This window comes from Corallococcus sp. RDP092CA (genome assembly GCF_041903675.1).
Taxonomy (GTDB): domain Bacteria; phylum Myxococcota; class Myxococcia; order Myxococcales; family Myxococcaceae; genus Corallococcus.
This window is the reverse complement of the sequence record NZ_JAYESI010000001.1, coordinates 272,742-292,034: the sequence shown is the minus strand read 5'-3', so window position 1 is coordinate 292,034 and position 19,293 is coordinate 272,742. Positions and strand designations below refer to the sequence as shown.

The following is a 19,293-nucleotide window of genomic DNA, read 5'->3' as shown; positions in this document are numbered from 1 at the left end:
AGAGAGGTACCGCATGGAAGCCGTCGTTCTTCGCCAGTTCGGGAATGCAGAGAACCTGCGTCTGGAGACCGTCCCGGTGCCCCGCCCGGGCAAGGGCGAGGTGCTGCTGAAGGTCCACGCGTGCGGCGTCTGCTACCACGACGTCATCAACCGCCGCGGCAACCTGCCCCGCACGCACGTGCCGGCCATCCTGGGGCACGAGGCCGCGGGCGAGGTGGTGGAGGTGGGCCCGGACACGGTGGGCTGGAAGGTGGGCGACCGCGCGGCGACGCTCCAGCGCATGTCCTGCGGCGAGTGCGCGCTGTGCCTCTCCGGTCGCAACAGCCTGTGCAAGACGGACAACCGCTTCTTCGGCGAGGAGCTCCAGGGCGGCTACGCGCAGTTCATGGTGGCCCCGGTGCGCGGCCTGGGCCGCGTGCCCGCCGACCTGCCCTGGGCGGTGGCGGCGACGGTGTGCTGCACGCTGGGCACCGCCGTCCACACGCTGCGCACGCGGGCGAAGGTGAAGGCCGGGGAGACGGTCCTCATCACCGGCGCCAGCGGCGGCGTGGGCCTGGCGGCCGTGCAGCTGTGCAAGGTGGACGGGGCGCGCGTCATCGCCATCACGTCCGGCGAGGCGAAGGTGGCGGCCCTCAAGGAAGCGGGCGCGGATGAGGTCATCGTCTCGCGCGGCCTGGACTTCGGGGCGGAGGCGCGCAAGCGCACGCAGGGCCAGGGGGTCGATGTCGCGGTGGAGATCGTGGGCAGCGCCACCTTCGATCAGACGCTCAAGGCCATGGCGCCCGGGGGGCGCGTGGTGGTGGTGGGCAACCTGGAGTCCGGGGTGGTGAACCTCAACCCGGGCCTGGTCATCGTGAAGGAGCTGGAGATCCTGGGCGCCTACGCGACGACGCGCGAGGAGCTGGATGAGTCGCTCCGGCTGACGGCCCGGGGCCTCATCCGCCCCTTCGTGTCGGAGGAGGTGGCGCTGGCGGACGCGGGCCGCGCGCACTTCCGGCTGGAGAACCGGGAAGTGGCGGGCCGGCTGGTGCTGGTGCCGCCGGCGGCGTGACGTGGACTGGACTCTCGACCTTTTTGACTTGAGGAGCTCCCCATGAAGAAGCGGGTTGGAATCGAAGCGCTGGCGGTGGCGGTCCCCCGGCGGTACGTGGACATCGAGGACCTGGCGCGGGCGCGCGGCGTGGACCCGGCGAAGTTCACCGCGGGCCTGGGCGCGAAGGAGATGGCGGTCAACGACCCGGGCGAGGACTCCGTGTCGCTGGCGGCCACGGCGGCCGCGCGGCTGCTCAAGCAGCAGGACGTGGACGCGTCCAGGCTGGGCATGCTGGTGGTGGGCACCGAGACGGGCGTGGACCACTCGAAGCCCATCGCGTCGCACGTGCACGGCCTGCTGAAGCTGCCGCGCGCCATGCGCACGTTCGACTCGCAGCACGCGTGCTACGGCGGCACTGCGGGCCTGATGGCGGCGGTGGAGTGGATCGCCTCCGGAGCGGCGGCGGGCCGCTCCGCGCTGGTGGTGTGCACGGACATCGCGCGCTACGGCCTGAAGACGGCGGGCGAGCCCACGCAGGGCGGCGGCGCGGTGGCGCTGCTGGTGTCGGAGACGCCGGACCTGCTGGCGGTGGACGTGGGGCTCAACGGCGTGAGCACCGCGGACGTGTATGACTTCTGGCGGCCGGTGGGCCGGCGCGAGGCGCTGGTGGACGGGCACTACTCCATCACCTGCTACCTGGACGCCCTGGCGGGCGCGTACCGGGGCTGGCGCGAGCGCGCCATGGCGCAGGGGCTGGTGCGCTGGGACTCGAAGCTGCCCAGCGAGCAGCTCGCTCGCATCCTGTACCACGTGCCCTTCTGCAAGATGGCGCGCAAGGCGCACGCGCAGGTGCGGCTGTGCGACCTGGAGGACTCCGGCGGCGGCCCGGCCACGCCCGAGGCGCGCGACGAGGCGGCGAAGTCGCAGGCCAGCTACGACGCGCAGGTGGCGAAGTCGCTGGGGCTGAACGCGCGCGTGGGCAACGTCTACACGGCGTCGCTGTACCTGGCGCTGGCGGGCCAGCTGCATGCGGAGGGCGCGGCGCTGGCGGGGCAGCGCATCGGCCTCTTGTCCTACGGCAGCGGCTCCTGCGCGGAGTTCTACTCCGGCGTCGTGGGGGAGAAGGCGGCGGAGCGCATGGCCCGCGCGGACCTGGACGCGGTGCTGGCGAAGCGCGAGCGCGTGTCGGTGGAGGAGTACGAGCGGCTGATGAACCTGCCCTACGACGCGCCGGAGGCGATTGCTCCGGAGCCGGGCACGTTCCGGCTGGCGGAGATCCACGAGTTCCGCCGCAAGTACGCGGGGGCGTAGGGACGCAACCGTCTCACGGTCGGATGCACGGGCGATGCGCGCTCCGGCGGGCATCGCCCGCCTGCTTTCACCGACCGTGGCGCGGGCGCCGCGGGGCCCGCTGGAGCCGGGGCGCCGGGCCTGAGAGGGCCCATGTCCCAAGTCGCCGGGGTCGCGTGTCCCAACAGGGCGGGCCCGGTGGCCGCGCGCGTCTCCGAGGGGACCATGAACGTGAATCGGCTGCGGACGTTGTTCTCCCAGGCCCTGCGGGCCTCCCTGGCCACGCCCCTGCTGCTCTCGGGCTGCGAGCGGGAGCCAGCTCCGGTGGTGGAGCCTCCCCCCAGGCCCGAGCCCGTCGACCTGAGCCAGCACTCGGAGGTCGCCTGTGTGAACGGCTTCCCTGCCCTCACGGGGCTGACCATCGACCCACCTCCGGACGTGCTCCAGGTGCGCACCGTCCAGCACCGGTTTCCTCCCGGTACGCCTCCGGCCGTCGTCCTCAAGGCGTCAGAGGGCGAGCCCTGCGCCACGGCGACGGCTCCCCAGGCATGCCTGGACCGGTTGGAGGCGGTGTTGGTCGATGGCGGCTTCCCGCGACTCTGTGGCTACAGCATGGAGTGCGACAAGAGCTTCCTCGCCACGACCCGAGGCGACGAGGTGGCGACCTACGCGACCGCGGACTCCGTCCGGGCCCTGCTCGGCCGCATCGATACTCCCGAGGAGGCCGCCCTCCTGGTCTACGCCTCGGGCTATGCCCTGTGCAGCCACCCGGCCTACGAGCGCGGCAAGGTGCGGGCCCTCCCCGACGGGACCTTCAGCGTCGTCAGCATCCAGGACTACGACTGCGAGACTCACGTGTACGAGACCCGGCACGACCTGACCGTGACGCCGTCCGGGGTCGTGACGGAGGTGGGCACGTTCCCCTTCAAGGAAGGCACGCCTGACTGCGTCGTCGGCCGCAGGCCCGTGGGGCTCCAGGGCTCCGGCGACAAGGTCTGCGAGGACGCGCGGGGAAACTACTTCGCGAAGGCCGCTCGCCTGGAGGCCGCCGCCATCCACGCCTTCCTGCGCCTGCGCGACGAGCTGGCCCTGCACGGAGCCGGGACGGGGCTACAGGACGCGGCGCTCGCGAGCGCCACGGACGAGGTCCGACACACCGAGGTCACCCTGCGGCTGGCCCGTCGCTTCGGCGCCACGCCGGTGCCTCCCGCCGTCACCGCCCTGCCGCTGCGCCCACTGGACGAGGTGCTGCTCGACAACGCGGTGGAGGGCTGCGTGCGGGAGACGTATGGCGCGCTGGTGGCGCACCATCAGGCGCTGCACGCCCGCGACCCGGAGATCCGCGAGGCCATGGCGCGCATCGCCGACGACGAGACCCGGCACGCGGGCCTGTCCTGGGACATCGACGCCTGGGCCATGCCCGGCCTGTCCTCCGAGGCTCGCGCCTCACTGCACGAGGCCCGGCGGCGGGCCCTCGCGGTGCTGCGCGCGGAGGTGGCCGTGCCGCTCGACCCGCGCCTCGCGGTGGAAGCCGGGCTGCCCTCTCCCGAGGTCGCGAGCGCGCTCCTGGATTCGCTGGAGCAGTCGCTCTGGAGCTGAGGCGCCCCGCGCTCACAGCCCCAGGAACGCGAGCACCGCCGCGAGGTCCTCGTCCGACAGGGCCTCGAGGCTGTAGAGCGGCATGGTCCCGCCCACGCCGAAGGAGCTGCCGTGCCGCAGCTTCTCGATGACCACCAGTCGCCTCGGGATGCCGGGGAAGAGCCTGTCGTAGTCGTCCGTCACCTCCGGCAGCAGCGACGCGAAGGAGGTCAGCCGCCCCTCGCCCGTATGCGGGGCGCCGTGACAGGTCTGACAGGCAGCGCGGTACACGGCGCCGCCCCGCCCGGCATCCCCCGGAGGCACCTCCTGGATGTCCTTCACCACCGTGAGCGGCAGCGCGGGCGCGTCCGCGGCCGGGCTGATCCGCGCCAGGTATTCGTACAGGGCCCGCGCCTTCGGCTCCTCGCGCGTGAGGGGCGTCACGCCGCGCATGAAGCCCAGGTAGCAGAAGTTCACCGCGCTCAGCAGGTCCGTCTCGTAGCCGCCCCACCACGTCTTCCGGGAGACCACGTTCCCCAGCGGGTAGCCCGCCAGCATGCGGTCCGGCTCGGGCGTGGTGCTGGCGGTGTGGCAGGTCGCGCAGGAGAAGCTGTTGAACTGGCTGTCCGACAGCCGCGCATCCTGGAACAGCGCCTCCCCGAACTCCGCCGCGGGCGTCGGGCCACCACAGCCCACCAGCAGCACGGCCAGCAGTCCCAGCCACCTCATGGCCGCCGCCCCAGCAGCGCCACCGAGTCCGGGAAGAGCCCCACCTGGACCGTCTTCACCACCCGGCGCTCCTCCAGCGACACCACGTGGAGCGTGCCCGGCGACAGGTGGTCTCCCTCGCAGACCGCCAGCGCATGGCGCTCGTCCGGCGTGAGCATCAACTGGTGCACGTTGAGGCAGCCGCTGGCCGCCAGCGGGATCTCCCCGGGCGCCGCCTCCGGGTGGGCCACGTCGATGACGGCGATGGAGTCCACGGACTGGTACGGCATGAAGAGCGTCCGTCCGTCGGACGTGAAGGCCCCGAACATCGGCGCGCCCGGCAGCCAGACCGTGCGCGCGGGGTCCATGGTGAGCGTCTCCGGATCCAGGTACTGCACCGCGCGGCTCGCGAGCGAGCTGACCCAGACCGCGCCCGTCGTGGGCGACACCGTGAGCGCGTAGGGCTGGTGGATGGGCACCACCGCCGTGCCGACGTTGTCCGCCACCTTCACGCGCTGCACCGGATGATCCGCCCGCTCCAGGTCCACGATGGCCACCTCGTCGGACCAGCAGGCGACGTAGGCGCGCTTCCCGTCCAACGACAGCCGGACCGCGTGGGGCGCGGGGCAGACCGGCACCATCGCCGTGCGCGTCATCGTCCGCGCATCGAGGATGGCCAGCCGCGCGTCCATCTCCGCCTCCGTGCCTCCCCGGCGGGCCACCTCCGCGATCCTCAGCAGGTCGAAGTGCGTCTGGTAGAGCGTCCGCCCGTCCGCGCTCAGGATGACGTCACCCGGGTTGGGATCCACGCGCGCGGACCCCACGACGGCGTGGGTCGTCGCGTCCAGCTTGAGGCAGTAGCCGTCCGCCTTCCCCGAGCCATGCGCCCCGTGCGGCCCGGAGCCGGAGCCGGGCACGTAGTTGGAGATGCCCACGTAATAGAAGTCGTTCTCCGGCGAGACGGCGGTGTGGTGCGGCCCCTCCAGCTCCACCGGATTGAGCCCCACCGGGAGGCGCGCCAGCTCCCCCCAGGCGGGTGACTCCATCCCCTCCAGGTCCAGCAGGCTGAGCGTGTCCTCCAGGTTGTTGGTGATGATCAGCCGCCCGGCGGGCCCCACCGGCGGCAGCGGCGCGGGCGCGGGCCACGGCGCGCCAATGCCGTACTCCAGCTCCGGCACCTGGAGCGGCCCCTCCGCGTCCGACGCTCCACACCCACCAAGCACCGCCACCAGCGACACGAGCGCCAGCAGGGCCCCCGCGCCGATGCCCCGCTTCACGCGAAGCCGAGCACGACGCCGCCCCAGCACCGCGAGCATCAGCCACGCGCCCGGCATCAGCCCCGGCGCCGCGGCACAGCCGTCCGAAGCCGAGGGTGGCTCCGCGGGCCCCGCGTCCGGCCGCGGGGCCACGCCCCCATCCGGCTCGGGCGCGCCGAAGAGCGTGGCCAGCTGCGGCCACAGGGTCGGACACCGCTGCTGCACCGGCGTCGAGGCGGGACAGAGGTGCGCGCCCTGCACGTCGCCGAGCTTGAACAGGGGCTCCCAGGTCGTGCCCTCGTCCTCGCTGCGCGCCAGCGCCCAGCCCCCGATCCAACCCGGGCCGCAGCCATAGAGCCTGCCGTTGAACCGCAGCGCGCAGGCGTTCCCGTTCGGCTCCGCCAGCTCCGTGAAGGGCCCCTCATCCAGGCTCCGGAACAGGCGCGTCGTCGTGGAGACCCAGACCGTGCGCCCGTCCGGGGACGCCTCCACGCTGGAGATGCGCTCATACGTGTCCATCACCGGCGTCAGCGTGGCGCCGCCGTCCGTGCTCTTGAGCAGCGAGTCGCGCCCCTGGGCGGAGATCTTCGCCCAGAGCACGTCGGGCGAGCTGTCACTCACGCGCAGCAGCACGAGGTCATACGGGAGCTTGAAGCCGGTGAGCGGCTGGGGCAGCCGCGTCCACGCGCGCCCGCCGTCGTCGCTGCGGACGAGGAACTGCCCCTCCGCGTCCTGGCCGGAGGCGTAGACCCGCAGCGGATCCGACGCGGCGACGCGGATGGCGGAGTACTGGGAGCCCGGCGTCGGCGCGAGCGCCTGGAGCCATGACTCGCCGCCGTCCTCGGAGCGGTACAGCCCGTTGCTCAGCGACGGCCGGCCGGTGCTGACGTACAGCAGCCGCTCGTCCGCCGGGTGCACCGCCAGGCTCGTGACCCAGGTGTCCTTGAAGAAGCCGTGCGGCGTCCAGGTGCAGCCGCTGTCGTCCGAGCGCACCAGCGCGCTCCCCGTCGCCGCCAGGATGGCCCCGCCCGACAGCCAGAAGTAGCGCTCGGGACGCCAGATGGCGATGCCCATCCCCTCCGGGCAGATCCACCGCCACGTCGTCCCGTGGTCGCGGGAGATGAGCGCGCCGGACGCGTCGCCCATGATCCAGTCGTCCTCGTGGCCACTGCGCACGCTGATGCTGCTCGCCTCGTCGGGCATGCCCCAGTGGGCCCCCGCCGGAGCGGCCCACAGCGACAGGAGCAGCGGCAGCCTCCAGGACAGGAGGACGGATGTCTTCTTCACGGTGTGGCTCCGGCGAGGCAACGCGCGGCCACGCCCCGGAACCGCTCCGGGACGCGGCCGCGCCTGGGGGACCGCTTCAGTTCGGGGCGTTGCGGTACTCGAAGTCCTCGAGCGTCATCAGGTAGTCGCCCTTGTCCTCGCGGTAGCGGATGCAGTAGCGCGTCGGGTAGAGGCCCGAGACCTCCATCGCCGGAGGCGCCTTGATGGGGCGGCAGTCCTCGGTGGGCTTGCTCCTGGCGAAGCTGCCCTCGACGACGGTCTCGAAGTAGGTGATGTGGCCGTCGTAGGCGCCGTAGACGAACGCCTGCGTGAAGGGCTCACCGTTGAAGGGCGACTCGGCGATGTCCGCCAGGTGGTTGCCCATGCGCGCGGACACGCCCTTCTGGTTCTCGAAGCCCGTCGGGTAGAAGGGCGCCGGCGGATCCTTGATGGCCTTCGCGTAGTCGTTGCAGTCCGTGTAGACGCCGCACGGGCCGGTGCGGATGAAGTTGCGCGTCACGAAGTCCTGCATGAAGAAGTGCAGGTCGAAGTGGCCCTTGTCGAACGCCCCGATGGGGCCGTGGCCCTTGCCCTGCCAGTTGAACATGATCCACTGGAAGGGGACGTCCTTCATCTTGGGGAACCAGAGCACGCGCTCGTGGCCGCCGTTGCACTCCTTCTCCGGGTCCGTCACGCCGTCGTTGTTCATGTCCCAGCACGTCTGCCCGTCGTTCGTCGGCTGGTGGGGCAGCATGGGCAGCGTGTCCATGGCGGCCTGGTCCACCGTGACGCCAATGGCCTTCACGGAGCCGTCCGCGTTCCTGTGGACGATGGACTGCACGTAGCCGTCGCCAAACGACACGCGGTTCTCCATCAGGTCGCACGTGCCGCGGTACGCGCCGTCCTTCAACCGCTTGGACAGCTCCTTCTCGGAGATCTTCTGGACCTTGTTGTCGACACAGGCCTCCACGGTCTCCCCTTCATCGGAACAGCCAGCCAGGCCCAGCAGGGCCGCACCCAGGATCCACGGACTCAGACGATGAAACACGGTTGCACTCCTTGTGAACGAAACGTGAACGAGGCAGGAACCCTGGCGACGGCTCACGCGCGCAGGGCGGACGACAGCGAGCCCACGAGCGCGTCGAGCCCGTGGCTGAACAGCGTGTAGTGATTGCCTTCCAGCTCCACGAGCTGGCCGCCCGAGGTGAGCCCCAGCCACGCCTCCGCGTTCTGCCGCGAGGCGCCGCCCGGCTGCGCGCCCCGGCAGAACCAGACGCGGCCGGCGTAGGGGCGGGCCTGGTAGGCGGTGAGCGCGCGCATGTTCGCCTTGAACACCTCCGCGTGCGCCCCCAGCGTCGCGTGGTCGAGCTCCGGCGCGATGGCCTCCTGCGCCCGCAGGTCCTCCACCACGCGCTCCAGCACGGCCTCCGCGGGCAGGTCCCGCAGCGCGCCCGCGTCCACCGACACGCGGCGGGCCGCCAGCGCGCCCAGGTCCTCGGCGAAGCGCGCCATCAGCGCGGCCTCGTCCATGACCTCCCCGCCCTGCCCCGCCGGCGGGACGAGCACGTCGATGAGCGCGAGCGTGGCGACGGTGTCACCCTGGGCCTGGAGCTGGCGCGCCATCTCGTAGGCGACGACGCCGCCCATGGACCAGCCGCCCAGGTGGTACGGGCCACGCGGCTGCACGTCGCGCAGCGCCTCCAGGTACGCGGAGGCCATGGCCTCGATGGACCGGGGCGGCGCGCCGGGGGGCACCTGGAGCCCGAAGACGGGCTGATCCGACCCCAGCTTCCGCGCCAGCTCCGCGTAGCAGAGGACGCTGCCTCCCACCGGGTGCACGAGGAAGAGCGGCGGCCTCGTGCCGGAGGGCTGGATGGGCACCAGCGCGCCCCGCCCCTCGCGCCGCGGCGCTCCGGGCCCGGACAGGGACGCGGCGAGCAGCGCGATGGTGGGCATCTCGAAGAGGGTCGCCAGCGGCAGCTCCCGGCCCAGCTCCTGGCGCAGCCGCGCCATCAGCCGCACCGCGAGCAGCGAGTTGCCGCCCACCTCGAAGAAGTTGTCGTGGATGCCCACCGGCCCGGGCAGGAGCCCCTCCCAGAGGCGGGCCAGCGCCGTCTCCAGCTCGGTGCGCGGCGGCACCCGGACGCCGGACTGCTTCTGCGGCTGCGTGCCCTCCAGGGCCGGCAGCGCGCCGCGGTCCACCTTCCCGTTCGCGCTGAGCGGCAGCGCGTCCAGCGTCACGAAGGTCTGCGGCACCATGTACTCCGGCAGCTTCGTCCGCAGCGCCTCGCGCAGCGCGTCCACCGCCGGGGGCGCCTCCGCGTCCAGCACCACGTAGGCCACGAGCCGCTTGTTGCCCCGCTTCTCCCCCACGGCGGACGCGACGGCGGCGCGCACGCCCGGGTGCTGGAGGAGCGCGTTCTCGATCTCCCCCAGCTCGATGCGGAAGCCCTGGACCTTGACCTGGAAGTCCTCGCGGCCCAGGAACTCGATGTCGCCGGAGGGCAGGAAGCGGCCCAGGTCGCCCGTGCGGTACAGCCGCTCGCCCGTCAGCGGGTGGCGGATGAAGCTCCTGCGGGTCTTCTCCTCGTCCCGCCAGTAGCCGCGCGCGACGCCCACGCCCCCGATGAAGATCTGCCCGGGCACCCAGGTGGGGCACGGCATCAGCGCGCCGTCGAGCACCAGCATCTGCTGGTTCAGCATCGCCTTGCCGTAGGGGATGCTGGGCCAGGCCGGATCCACGTCGCCGATGGGGTAGACGATGGACCAGATGGCCGCCTCGGTGGCGCCGCCCATGCTGTAGACGGCGGCGTTCGGGGCCACCGCGCGGATGCGCTCCGGCAGCGACACCGGGATCCAGTCGCCGCTCATCATCACCGTCTTCAGCTGGGGCCAGGTCTCGCCCAGGCCGGCCAGGTGGTCGGTCATCATCTCCATCAGCGCCGGGACGCTGTTCCACACCGTCACGCGGTGCTCGCGCACCAGCTGGAGCCAGCGGCCGGGCTCGCGCAGCTCGCCGGGCTCCGGGATGACCAGCGCGCCGCCCGCGGCCAGCAGGCCGAAGACGTCCCACACCGACAGGTCGAAGTTCATCGCCGACAGCGCGAAGCCGCGGCTGTCCGCGTCGACGCCGTAGCGCGCGTTGACGTCCAGGAGCGTGTTGAGCGCGGACCGGTGTTCGATCATCACGCCCTTGGGGTGGCCCGTGGAGCCGGACGTGTAGATGACGTAGGCCAGGTCCTCCGGGCGCTGCGCGCTCGGCAGCGCGTCCGCCGAGGGGCGCTGCGCCTCCGGACCGTCGACGGCCAGCACCGCGCCGGGCTCCACGCCCGTCAGGTCCAGCTGGAGCCAGGACTGGGTGAGCACCTGCCGGGTGCCCGTGTTCTCCAGGAGGTAGCGCAGGCGCGCCGGAGGCAGGTGGGCGTCGATGGGCACGTAGGCGGCGCCGGACTTGAGGACGCCCAGCGCGGCGACGACCTGCTCCCAGCCCTTCTCCATCACCAGGGCCACGAGCGCGTTGGGCCGGGCCCCCTGCTCCCGCAGCCACCGCGCGACGCGGTTGGAGGCCGCGTCCAGCTCCCCGTAGGTGAGCGTGCGGCGCGAGGTGATGACCGCGGGCCGCTCCGGCTGGAGCGCCGCGGCCCTGACGAAGGGCTCATGCATCAGGCCCCGCGGCACGGGCGCGGCCGTCGCGTTGGCCTGCCGGCGGATGTCCAGCTGCTCCGGGGGCAGCAGGAGCCGCGTGCGCTCCGTCCAGGCGGACGGCTCCTCCGCCAGCCGCGTCACCAGGCCCGAGTAGGCCTCGAACATGGCGTCGATCATCCCCGCCGGGAACAGCTCCTCCACGACGTCCCAGTTGAGGACGATCCCGCCGCCGTCCTCCACCACCTGGTGGTCCAGGAACACCTGGGGCGTGCGGATGCTGCTGTGGATCTCCTCGCCGCCCGTGCCCAGGGCGAGCAGGTGCTGGGCCAGGCCGGCCGGGGCCGCGTCGCCCTCGCGCGAGTGGAAGTTGATGGTGCTCGCGTAGACGACGGGCATGCGGGCGCGCCGCATGTCGCCGTCGCGCCGGTTGAGCTCGCGCAGGACGCGGACGCCGCTGAACGACGCCTGATCCAGGTCGTTCCACAGCTGCTGCTGGAGCCGCTGCGCCCGCGACGCGAGCGACTCGCCGCGCTCCACGTTCACCTCCAGCAGCGTGGTGGCGCTGAAGTTGCCCAGCACCCGGTCCACGTGCGGGTGCAGCGGCACGCGGTTGAAGAACAGCACGTTGAGCGTGAAGGCGCGGCTGCGGCCCCAGGTGGCCAGCACCTCGGCGTAGGCCGCGCACATCACCATGGAGGGCGTGACGCCCGCCTCGCGCGCCGTCTCCTTGAAGCGCGCCCACTGCGCCCTGGGCAGCCGGAACGAGCGGTGCGTGAAGCGCGGCAGCTCCAGCGTGCCCGGGTGCCGGGCCAGGGGCAGCTCCGGCGCGGGCGGCAGCCGGGGGACGCGCTCGCGCCAGTACTTCTCCGCGGCGGCGTACGCGGGGCCCTGCTCCAGCGCCTGCACGCCCAGCACGTAGTCCCGGAAGGTGATGTCGATGGGCCGCAGCGCTCCGGCGCCCTCGCGGTACACCGTGGACCATTCCTTGAAGAGCAGCGACGTGCTCCACGCGTCCACCACCAGGGCGTCGAAGCCCAGGTGCAGCCGCGTGCGCTCGCCGTCCAGCCGCGTGGCGCGCACGTCGAACAGCGGGAAGCGGTCCGTCTGGAAGACCTGGGTGGCCATCTCCGTGCGCAGGGCCGCGAGCGCGTGCTCCACCCGCGAGGCGTCCTGCCCCCGCAGGTCCACGGTGCGGATGACGAACGGGGGCACCGTGGGCAGCACGCGCTGCTGCCCGTCCGGCGTCACGACCGCGCGCAGCATGTCGTGGCGCTGGATGATGACGTCCAGGCTCGCGCCCAGCCGCTCCAGGTCCACGCCCAGCAGGTCCACCTCCAGGAAGAAGTACGTGGACACGCCGCCCAGCTCGAAGGAGCGGGTGCGGCCCAGCAGGTACGCCTGCTGGAGGTCGGTCATGCCGAAGGGCTCGTGGCGCCCCTCCGCGTCATGCCGGAGCACCTCCACCGACGCAGGCTCCGCGCTCGCGGCCGGCGCCAGCGCTGCGGGGGCGTCCAGCGGGAGCTGTCCCAGGATCTCCGCGCACAGCGCCTTGAGGCTCGCGCCCGCCAGCAGCCCGCCGAGCGACAGCGCCACGGACAGCTCGTTGGCGACCGCGCTCTTGAGCTCCAGCGCCATCAGCGAGTCGAAGCCCGCGTGCGCCAGCGGCGCGTCCACGTCCACGTCCGACGCGGAGGCGCGGAGGATGACGGCGACCTGTCCGCGCAGCCACTCGACGAGCCGGGGCGCGCGCTCCGCCACCAGCAGGCGCGCGAGCACGTCCCGCAGGCCCGACGCAGCAGGACGGGCGGCGCGCGCCGACGGCGTGGCCTCCGCCCGCGTCACCTTCTGGAGCGCTTCGGTCGTGGTGCGCTTGAGCAGCGCCCCCTCCGCGCGCAGGAAGACGCGGCCCTGCGCGTCCGCCACGTCCACGTCCGCGACGAGCGTCGTGTCCCCTTCCTTCCAGGGCCGCAGCCGCACGTGCGCCCGGGTCGCGGTCGCCGGCGTGGCGGGGCCGACCACGAAGCGCGCGACCTCGACGATCATGTAGATGGCGTCCGCGGGCACGTCCCCCGGCAGGCACGCGAAGACCGCCTGGAAGAGCGCGTCCACCAGCCCCGGGTGGACGCGGTAGCCCTCCGCCTCCTTCGCGTCGGGCGCCCGCATCGTCGCGAGCGCCTCGCCCTCGCGGAAGCGGACCTGCTCAATCCACCGCGCCGAGCGCCCCAGCACCAGCTGGCGCTGCTCCATGCGCGCGTAGAACTCCGCGCCGTCCAGCGTCTGCCCGCACCGCGCGAGGATGGCGTCCTCGGGCTCCAGGCCCCGCTCCTCCCGGGCCTCCGCGACGCGCCCGTCCACGTGCACCGCCCAGGCGCCGGAGTCCTCCGACGCGCCCGGCGGCAGGCTGTGGAGCGCGAAGCCCCGCTCGCCCCTCGCGTCCGGGGGCTCCACCACCAGGTGCGCGACGCGCGCCTCCTCCTCGTCCATGAGGAGCCCGCGCCGCACCGACAGGCCCTCCACGCGGCAGGCTCCCCCCTCGGGCGTCAGCGCGTGCCAGGCCTGGAGCGCGGCCTCCAGGAAGACGCCCACGTTCACCACCCGCATCCCGCCCATCCGGCAGTCCGCCAGACACGGGTGCCGAGCCGCGTCGTACCGCACGCGGAACTGCGCCGCGGGCAGCGGCGACGGCAGCCGGCTCCCCAGCAGCGTCGTCGAGCCTCCCTCCTCCAGCATGGCCGCCACGGGCCGGCTCCCCGCGCCGGGCGCGGGGGCGGCGTACCAGTACCGCTTCCGGTCGAAGGTGTACGTCGGCAGCGGGACCCGGCGTGGCTCGAGGCCCGCGTGCAGGCGGTCCCACTCCAGGTCGGCGCCGCGCGTGAACAGGGCGCCCGCGCTCTCCAGCATGGAGCGCTGGGGGGGGAGCCCCTTGCGCATCGACGGCAGGAAGGCGCGGTCCCCGGCGGGGGCGTAGCGCTTCACCATCCCGATGAGGTGCGGCGCGGGGCCGACCTCCACGAACGCGTCGAAGCCGTTCTCGAACAGCCACTCCATGCTGGCCTGGAAGCGCACGGCCTCGCGGGCGTGGTCGCGGAAGTAGCGCGGCCCCAGCGCGCCGGCGTCCACGGGCTGGCCGGTCAGGTTGGAGATGAGCGGGATGGACGGCTCGCGGAGCGTGAGCCCGGACGCCGCCTGCTCCAGCGCGTCCAGCATCGGGTCCAGCAGCGGCGAGTGGAACGCCTGCGAGACGTTGATGCGCTTGTGCTTGTGGCCCTGCGCCGTCAGCGCCTGGAGCACCTGCTCCACGGCGGCGGCCTGGCCGGAGATGACGATGTTGTCCGGCGCGTTCACCGCGGCCACGGACACGCGGTCGGCCTTCCCCTCCAGCGCCGCCCGCACCTGGGCCTCGCTGGCGAAGACGGACGCCATCGCGCCCGCCTCCGGGAGCGCCTGCATGAGCGCGCCGCGCACGGCGAGCAGCGCCACGGCGGCCTCGGGCTCGAAGACGCCCGCGACGCAGGCCGCGGCGTACTCCCCCACGCTGTGGCCCAGCACCGCCGCGGGGACGACGCCCCAGCTTCGCCAGAGCATGGCGAGCGCGTACTCCACGGAGAAGAGCGCGGCCTGCGTGTAGCGGGTCTGATCCAGCAGCCCCGCCGTGAAGCCCTCGCCGCGCAGGAGCGTGAGCAGCGGCACCTCCCAGTGGGCCTTCAGCGCCTCCGCGCAGCGGTCCAGCGCCTGCCGGAACACCGGCTGCGAGGCGTACAGCTCCACCGCCATGCCCGGGAACTGGCTGCCCTGGCCGGTGAAGAGGAAGGCCACCTTCGGCCCCTGCCCCACCTGCGCGCGCCCAACGGACGCGCCCGCGGGCAGCTCCCCCGCCGCGATGGCGGACAGGGCGTGCTGGAGCGACTCCAGGTCGTCCGCGGGCACCGCCACGCGCTCGGCGAACCGGGCGCGGCCGGTGTTCACGCTGAAGCACACGTCCTCCAGCAGCAGGCCCGGGTGCGTCGCCAGGTGCGACGCGTGCCGACCCGCCAGCCGCGCCAGCACGGCCGGGCTGCGCGCGGACAGGGTGAAGAGCTGGGTGCCGGGCTCGAAGGCGCGCGCCGGGCGCACCACCGCCGGGGCCTCCTCCACCACCAGGTGGGCGTTGGTGCCGCTCGCGCCAAAGGAGCTCACCCCCGCGATGCGCGGACGCGCGGCCCGCGGCCACGCCTCCGGCCGCGTGGAGATGGCCACCGGCAGCGCCTCCAGGTCGATCTCCGGGTTCAGCTCCCGGAACTGCACCTGGGGCGGCAGCTCCTCGTTCTGGAGGGCGAGGATGACCTTCATGAGCCCCGCGGCCCCCGCCGCCGGCTCCAGGTGGCCGATGTTGGCCTTGATGGACCCGATGCGGATCCGGTCCCCTTCCGCGCGGCCCTCGCCCAGCGCCGCGCCCAGCGCGCGGACCTCTATCGGGTCGCCGAGCGGCGTCCCCGTTCCGTGCGTCTCCACGTAGCTGACGCGGTCCGCCCCCACGCGCGCCGCCTTGAGCGCGCCGCGGATGACGTCCTGCTGGGCGGCCGGGTTGGGCACCGTGAGGCCGCCGCTGCGGCCGTCCTGGTTCACGCACGAGCCCCGGATGAGCGCGTGGATGTGGTCCTTCGCCGCCACCGCGTCCGACAGGCGCTTGAGCACGAAGACGACGCAGCCCTCGCCCCGGGTGTAGCCGTTGGCGTCGCGGTCGAACGTCTTGCAGTAGCCGTCCGGCGACAGCATGCCCGCGCGCGACAGCACCACGAACCACTCCGGGGACAGCAGCACGTTGACGCCGCCCGCCAGCGCCAGCGAACACTCTCCCGCGCGCAGGCCCTGACAGGCCTGGTGGAGGGCGACGGCGGAAGATGAACAGGCCGTGTCCACGGACAGGCTGGGACCGCGCAGGCCCAGCCAGTACGACAGGCGCCCGGCCGCGAACGTGGACGCGTTGCTGGTGAGGCAGTAGGCGTCCAGCTGCTCCAGCGGCGTCTCCTGCATCAGCTTCTGGCAGTAGTCGTAGTTGGTGATGCCCACGAACACGCCGGCCAGGCTCCCTTCGAGCTTGTCGAAGGGCTGCGCCGCGTTCTCCAGCGCCTCCCAGCTCACCTCCAGGAACAGGCGCTGCTGGGGGTCCAGCGTCGCGGCCTCGCGCGGGGAGATGCCGAACACGCCCGCGTCGAACCGGTCCACCTGCTCCAGGAACCCGCCCCGGAAGGGCTGCCCCTCGGGGGTCGTCGCCACGCCGCGCTCCGGCGGGAACGCGCGGATGCCGTCGCCTCCGGAGCGCAGGAAGCGCCACAGCGAGGCGGGGTCCTCGTTTCCTCCCGGCAGGCGGCAGGCCATGCCGACCACGGCGATGGGCTCGGAGCGCTGGGACTCGACGGCGTCGAGCTTCCCGCGGAACTCGCGGATGCGCTCCAGGGCGCGCTGGAGCAGCTCGTCGCGGTTGGGCGCCTCTGCGGAAACCGGCTGGTGGCTCATGACAGGTCCTTGCTGGAAATGGAGGAGGTCTCTTCGAGCTCCCGGGCCAGGAGGTCGGCGATGCTGTCGACGCCGCCTCCCGTCTCCAGGGCCCGCCCCTGGGAAGGCAGGGGCTGCGGCTCACGCGGCGGGAGGGGCGGCGCCGGAGGTGGCGCGACGAGCGTGCCCAGGTGCCGGGACAGCCGCTCCACGGTGGGGTTCTCGAAGATGACCGTCACCGCGAACTTGCGCCCCAGCTGCTGCTCCAGCCGGTTGCGCAGCTGCCCGGCCATCACGGAGTCCATGCCCATCTGGAAGAAGCCGCCCTTGGGGTCGAGCCGCGCGGCGTCGAACTTCAGGATGCGCGCCACCTCCGCGTGCACCAGCCCCCGCAGCTTCGCGGCCCGCTCGCGCTCCGGCAGCTCCGCCCAGCCCGCGAGCTGCGCGGAGGCAGGGGCGCGGACGTCGGCGGCGCGGCGGGCGGGCTCCGGCGGCGTGTCGCGCACGGCCGCGCGGGGCAGCTCCAGGCTGGTGGCGCGCGCGGACGCGAGCAGCGTGACCGGGCGCTCCTTGAACCAGAAGGACTCGCGCTCGAAGGGATAGGTCGGCAGGCGGAGGAAGTGCCCGTGGGGCGCCAGCAGCCGCTCCAGGCGCAGGCCCAGGCCCGCCGCGTGGAGCGCCGCCGCGGACGTCAGCAGGGCGCCCAGCGCGTCCTCGCTCGCGCGGAGGCTGGACACCGCCAGCACGTCCGTCAGGCCCTGCCGCCCGGCGGCCTCATCCACTTGGGCGGAGAACCCCGGCCCCGCGCCCAGCTCCACGAAGAGCAGGTGGCCCGCGCGCAGCGACTCCTCGACGCCCGGCACCACCGACGCGGGCCGGCGCAGGCAGCGCGCCCAGGCTCCGGCGCCCAGCGACTCCCCGTCCAGCGCCGTCCCGTCCGCCGAGGCCAGGGGCACCGCCGTGGGGCGCGGCGTCAGCCCCGCCAGCGCCGCGCCCAGCGCTCCGTCGGCCGCGTCCCCCTGCTCCATCAGGGCGGCGCACTCGCGGGCGACGCGCGCGGCGTCCTCCAGCGACAGCGCGCCCGCGACGTGGGCCGCGGCGATCTCCCCCACGCCCTGCCCGACCACCGCGCCCGGCTCGACGCCCCACGAGCGCCACAGCTCGGCGAGCGCCACCTGCACGGCGAAGTGCTCACCGACGCCATCCGCGCCCTGCCCCGGTTGGAGCGCGTCGCGACACCGCGCCAGCGCCTGGGCGAACACCGGACAGTCGCGGCCCAGCGCCGCGAGCCGGCTCGCGGACGGCCGGGGCTCCGCGGGGAAGAAGAACACGGGGCGCCCCGGCCTCCCTGCGGTGCCTTCCCATGCCCCCGGGGGCCGGACGCCCTGCTGGAGCGCGCGCAGCTGCTGGACGGCCTCCTCGCGGGTGCGGACGACGAGCCCCACGCGGTGATCGTGGTGCGTCCTGCGCAGCGCGGCGGTGGCGCAGACGTCCTCCAGCGACGCGTGCTGGCCGGGGCCGCTCGTCAGGTGCTCCGCCAGGCGGCGGGCCACGTTCGCGAGCGCCGCGCGGCTGCGCGCGGAGAGCAGCAGCAGGTGGGCGCGCTCCGGGCCAGCCAGGGCGGGCCGGGGGGCGGCCTCGGGCCGCGCGGACTCCAGGGTGCCGAGCACGACGTGCGCGTTGGTGCCGCCCGCGCCGAAGGCGCTGACCGCGCCATACCGGCGCTCCGCGGGGTCCGTCCACGGCGTGGACTCCGTGGGGACGAAGAGGCGCGTGCCGTCCAGGGAGATGTGCGGGTTGAGCGCCTGGAAGTGCAGGTTCGCCGGGATGAGGCAGTGCTTGAGCGACAGCGCCACCTTCAGGACGCCGACGATGCCGGCGCCCGCCTCCAGGTGCCCGATGTTCGTCTTGATGGAGCCGAGCGCGCAGGGCCGCGGCGCTCCATCCGCGGCGCCATAGATTTCAGAGAGGGCCTCCACCTCGATGGGGTCGCCCAGGGAGGTGCCCGTCCCGTGCGCCTCCACGAGCCCGACCTCCGCGCCGGTGAGCCGCGCGCGCTCCAGCGCCTTGCGGATGACGGCGCGCTGGGCGCCCCCGTTGGGAGCCGTGAGGCCGTTGCTGAGCCCGTCCTGGTTGACGGCCGAGCCGTGGATGACGGCCCACACCGGATCCCCGGCCGCGAGCGCGTCCGACAGCCGCTTGAGCACCACGACGCCGCAGCCCTCGCCGCGCACGTAGCCGTCCGCGCGCGCGTCGAACGTCTTGCAGCGCCCGTCCGGCGCCAGCGGCAGGCCCTTGGAGTGCGCCACCGACACCACGGGCGACAGGAGCAGGTTGAGGCCTCCCACGATGGCGGTGGAGCTCTCCCCGTGGCGCAGGCTCTGGCAGGCCTGGTGGACGGCCACCAGCGAGGAGGAGCAGGCCGTGTCGAAGGCCATGCTCGGCCCGCGCAGGTCCAGCAGGTAGGAGAGGCGGTTGGGGATGATGCAGTTCGTGCCGCCCACCAGCGAGTAGGTGCCCAGCGCCTGCGGCTCGGCGAGCTGGAGCTGGAGGTAGTCGTTCCCGTTGGCGCCCACGAAGACGCCGGTGTCGGTGCCCGCGAGCGCCTTCGCGCTCAGCCCCGCGTCCTCCAGCGCGTGCCACGCCACCTCCAGGAAGAGGCGCTGCTGCGGATCCATCTGCTCCGCCTCGCGCGGGGAGATGCCGAAGAAGTACGGGTCGAAGCGGTCCGGCGCGTCGAGGAACGCGCCGTAGCGCATGTGCATCCGCCCCGGCGCGGCGACGTCCGCGTCGTAGTAGCGCGACAGGTCCCAGCGGTCGGCGGGCACCTCGCTGACGGCATCCACCTTGCCGCACAGCATCTTCCAGAGGGACTCCGGGGTCTCCCCGCCCCCCGGGATGCGGCACCCGAGCCCGATGATGGCGATGGGCTCGCGGCCCCGGGACTCCAGGGCCTCGTAGCGGGCCCGGAGGTCCTTCAGCGCGTCGAGGCTGCGCTTGAGCAGCGTGGGGTCATTCGCGGTGGGCAGCGGGGCCGTCATG

Annotated in this window: 8 protein-coding genes; 3 read left to right on the top strand and 5 right to left on the bottom strand. The window is 73.6% G+C overall.

The window, feature by feature from the left end; genetic code table 11:
- Positions 1 to 13: 13 nt before the first annotated feature.
- The 3 genes from U8525_RS01145 to U8525_RS01135 all read left to right on the top strand — a co-directional run bounded on the left by U8525_RS01145 (position 14) and on the right by U8525_RS01135 (position 3,922).
- On the top strand, positions 14 to 1,051 hold the full coding sequence (locus tag U8525_RS01145; protein ID WP_374259931.1) for a zinc-binding dehydrogenase: 1,038 nt from the start codon (positions 14 to 16) through the stop codon (positions 1,049 to 1,051).
- 42 nt (positions 1,052 to 1,093) lie between these two features.
- On the top strand, positions 1,094 to 2,344 hold the full coding sequence (locus U8525_RS01140) for a hydroxymethylglutaryl-CoA synthase family protein (RefSeq protein WP_374259928.1): 1,251 nt from the start codon (positions 1,094 to 1,096) through the stop codon (positions 2,342 to 2,344).
- 204 nt (positions 2,345 to 2,548) lie between these two features.
- Positions 2,549 to 3,922, top strand: coding sequence for a ferritin-like domain-containing protein (locus U8525_RS01135; RefSeq protein WP_374259925.1), 1,374 nt, complete (start codon positions 2,549 to 2,551; stop codon positions 3,920 to 3,922).
- A gap of 12 nt (positions 3,923 to 3,934) precedes the next feature.
- Here the strand turns inward: U8525_RS01135 and U8525_RS01130 are convergent, their stop codons facing one another.
- From U8525_RS01130 to U8525_RS01110, 5 genes are all read right to left on the bottom strand, one after another.
- The gene (locus U8525_RS01130) at positions 3,935 to 4,630 is read right to left on the bottom strand and encodes a c-type cytochrome (RefSeq protein WP_374259923.1); all 696 of its coding nucleotides are present in this window, start codon (positions 4,628 to 4,630) and stop codon (positions 3,935 to 3,937) included.
- A complete protein-coding gene (locus U8525_RS01125; RefSeq protein WP_374259921.1) occupies positions 4,627 to 7,152 on the bottom strand; it encodes a hypothetical protein in 2,526 nt (841 codons plus the stop codon). Before U8525_RS01125 ends, U8525_RS01130 begins: the two co-directional genes overlap by 4 nt.
- Before the next feature lie 76 nt (positions 7,153 to 7,228).
- On the bottom strand, positions 7,229 to 8,179 hold the full coding sequence (locus U8525_RS01120; protein WP_374259918.1) for a hypothetical protein: 951 nt from the start codon (positions 8,177 to 8,179) through the stop codon (positions 7,229 to 7,231).
- A gap of 53 nt (positions 8,180 to 8,232) precedes the next feature.
- A complete protein-coding gene (locus tag U8525_RS01115) occupies positions 8,233 to 16,272 on the bottom strand; it encodes an amino acid adenylation domain-containing protein (protein WP_374259915.1) in 8,040 nt (2,679 codons plus the stop codon).
- Positions 16,269 to 19,292: a type I polyketide synthase gene (locus tag U8525_RS01110; protein WP_374259913.1), complete on the bottom strand. Its 3,024-nt coding sequence runs from the start codon at positions 19,290 to 19,292 to the stop codon at positions 16,269 to 16,271. The genes U8525_RS01115 and U8525_RS01110 overlap by 4 nt, the downstream gene beginning before the upstream one ends.
- Position 19,293 lies beyond the last annotated feature (1 nt).

Coding starts and splice junctions, on each gene's coding strand:
- U8525_RS01135 (WP_374259925.1), top strand. CDS start 2,549: ATGAACGTGAATCGGCTGCGGACGTTGTTCTCCCAGGCCCTGCGGGCC.
- U8525_RS01110 (WP_374259913.1), bottom strand. CDS start 19,292: ATGACGGCCCCGCTGCCCACCGCGAATGACCCCACGCTGCTCAAGCGC.
- U8525_RS01140 (WP_374259928.1), top strand. CDS start 1,094: ATGAAGAAGCGGGTTGGAATCGAAGCGCTGGCGGTGGCGGTCCCCCGG.
- U8525_RS01130 (WP_374259923.1), bottom strand. CDS start 4,630: ATGAGGTGGCTGGGACTGCTGGCCGTGCTGCTGGTGGGCTGTGGTGGC.
- U8525_RS01115 (WP_374259915.1), bottom strand. CDS start 16,272: ATGAGCCACCAGCCGGTTTCCGCAGAGGCGCCCAACCGCGACGAGCTG.
- U8525_RS01145 (WP_374259931.1), top strand. CDS start 14: ATGGAAGCCGTCGTTCTTCGCCAGTTCGGGAATGCAGAGAACCTGCGT.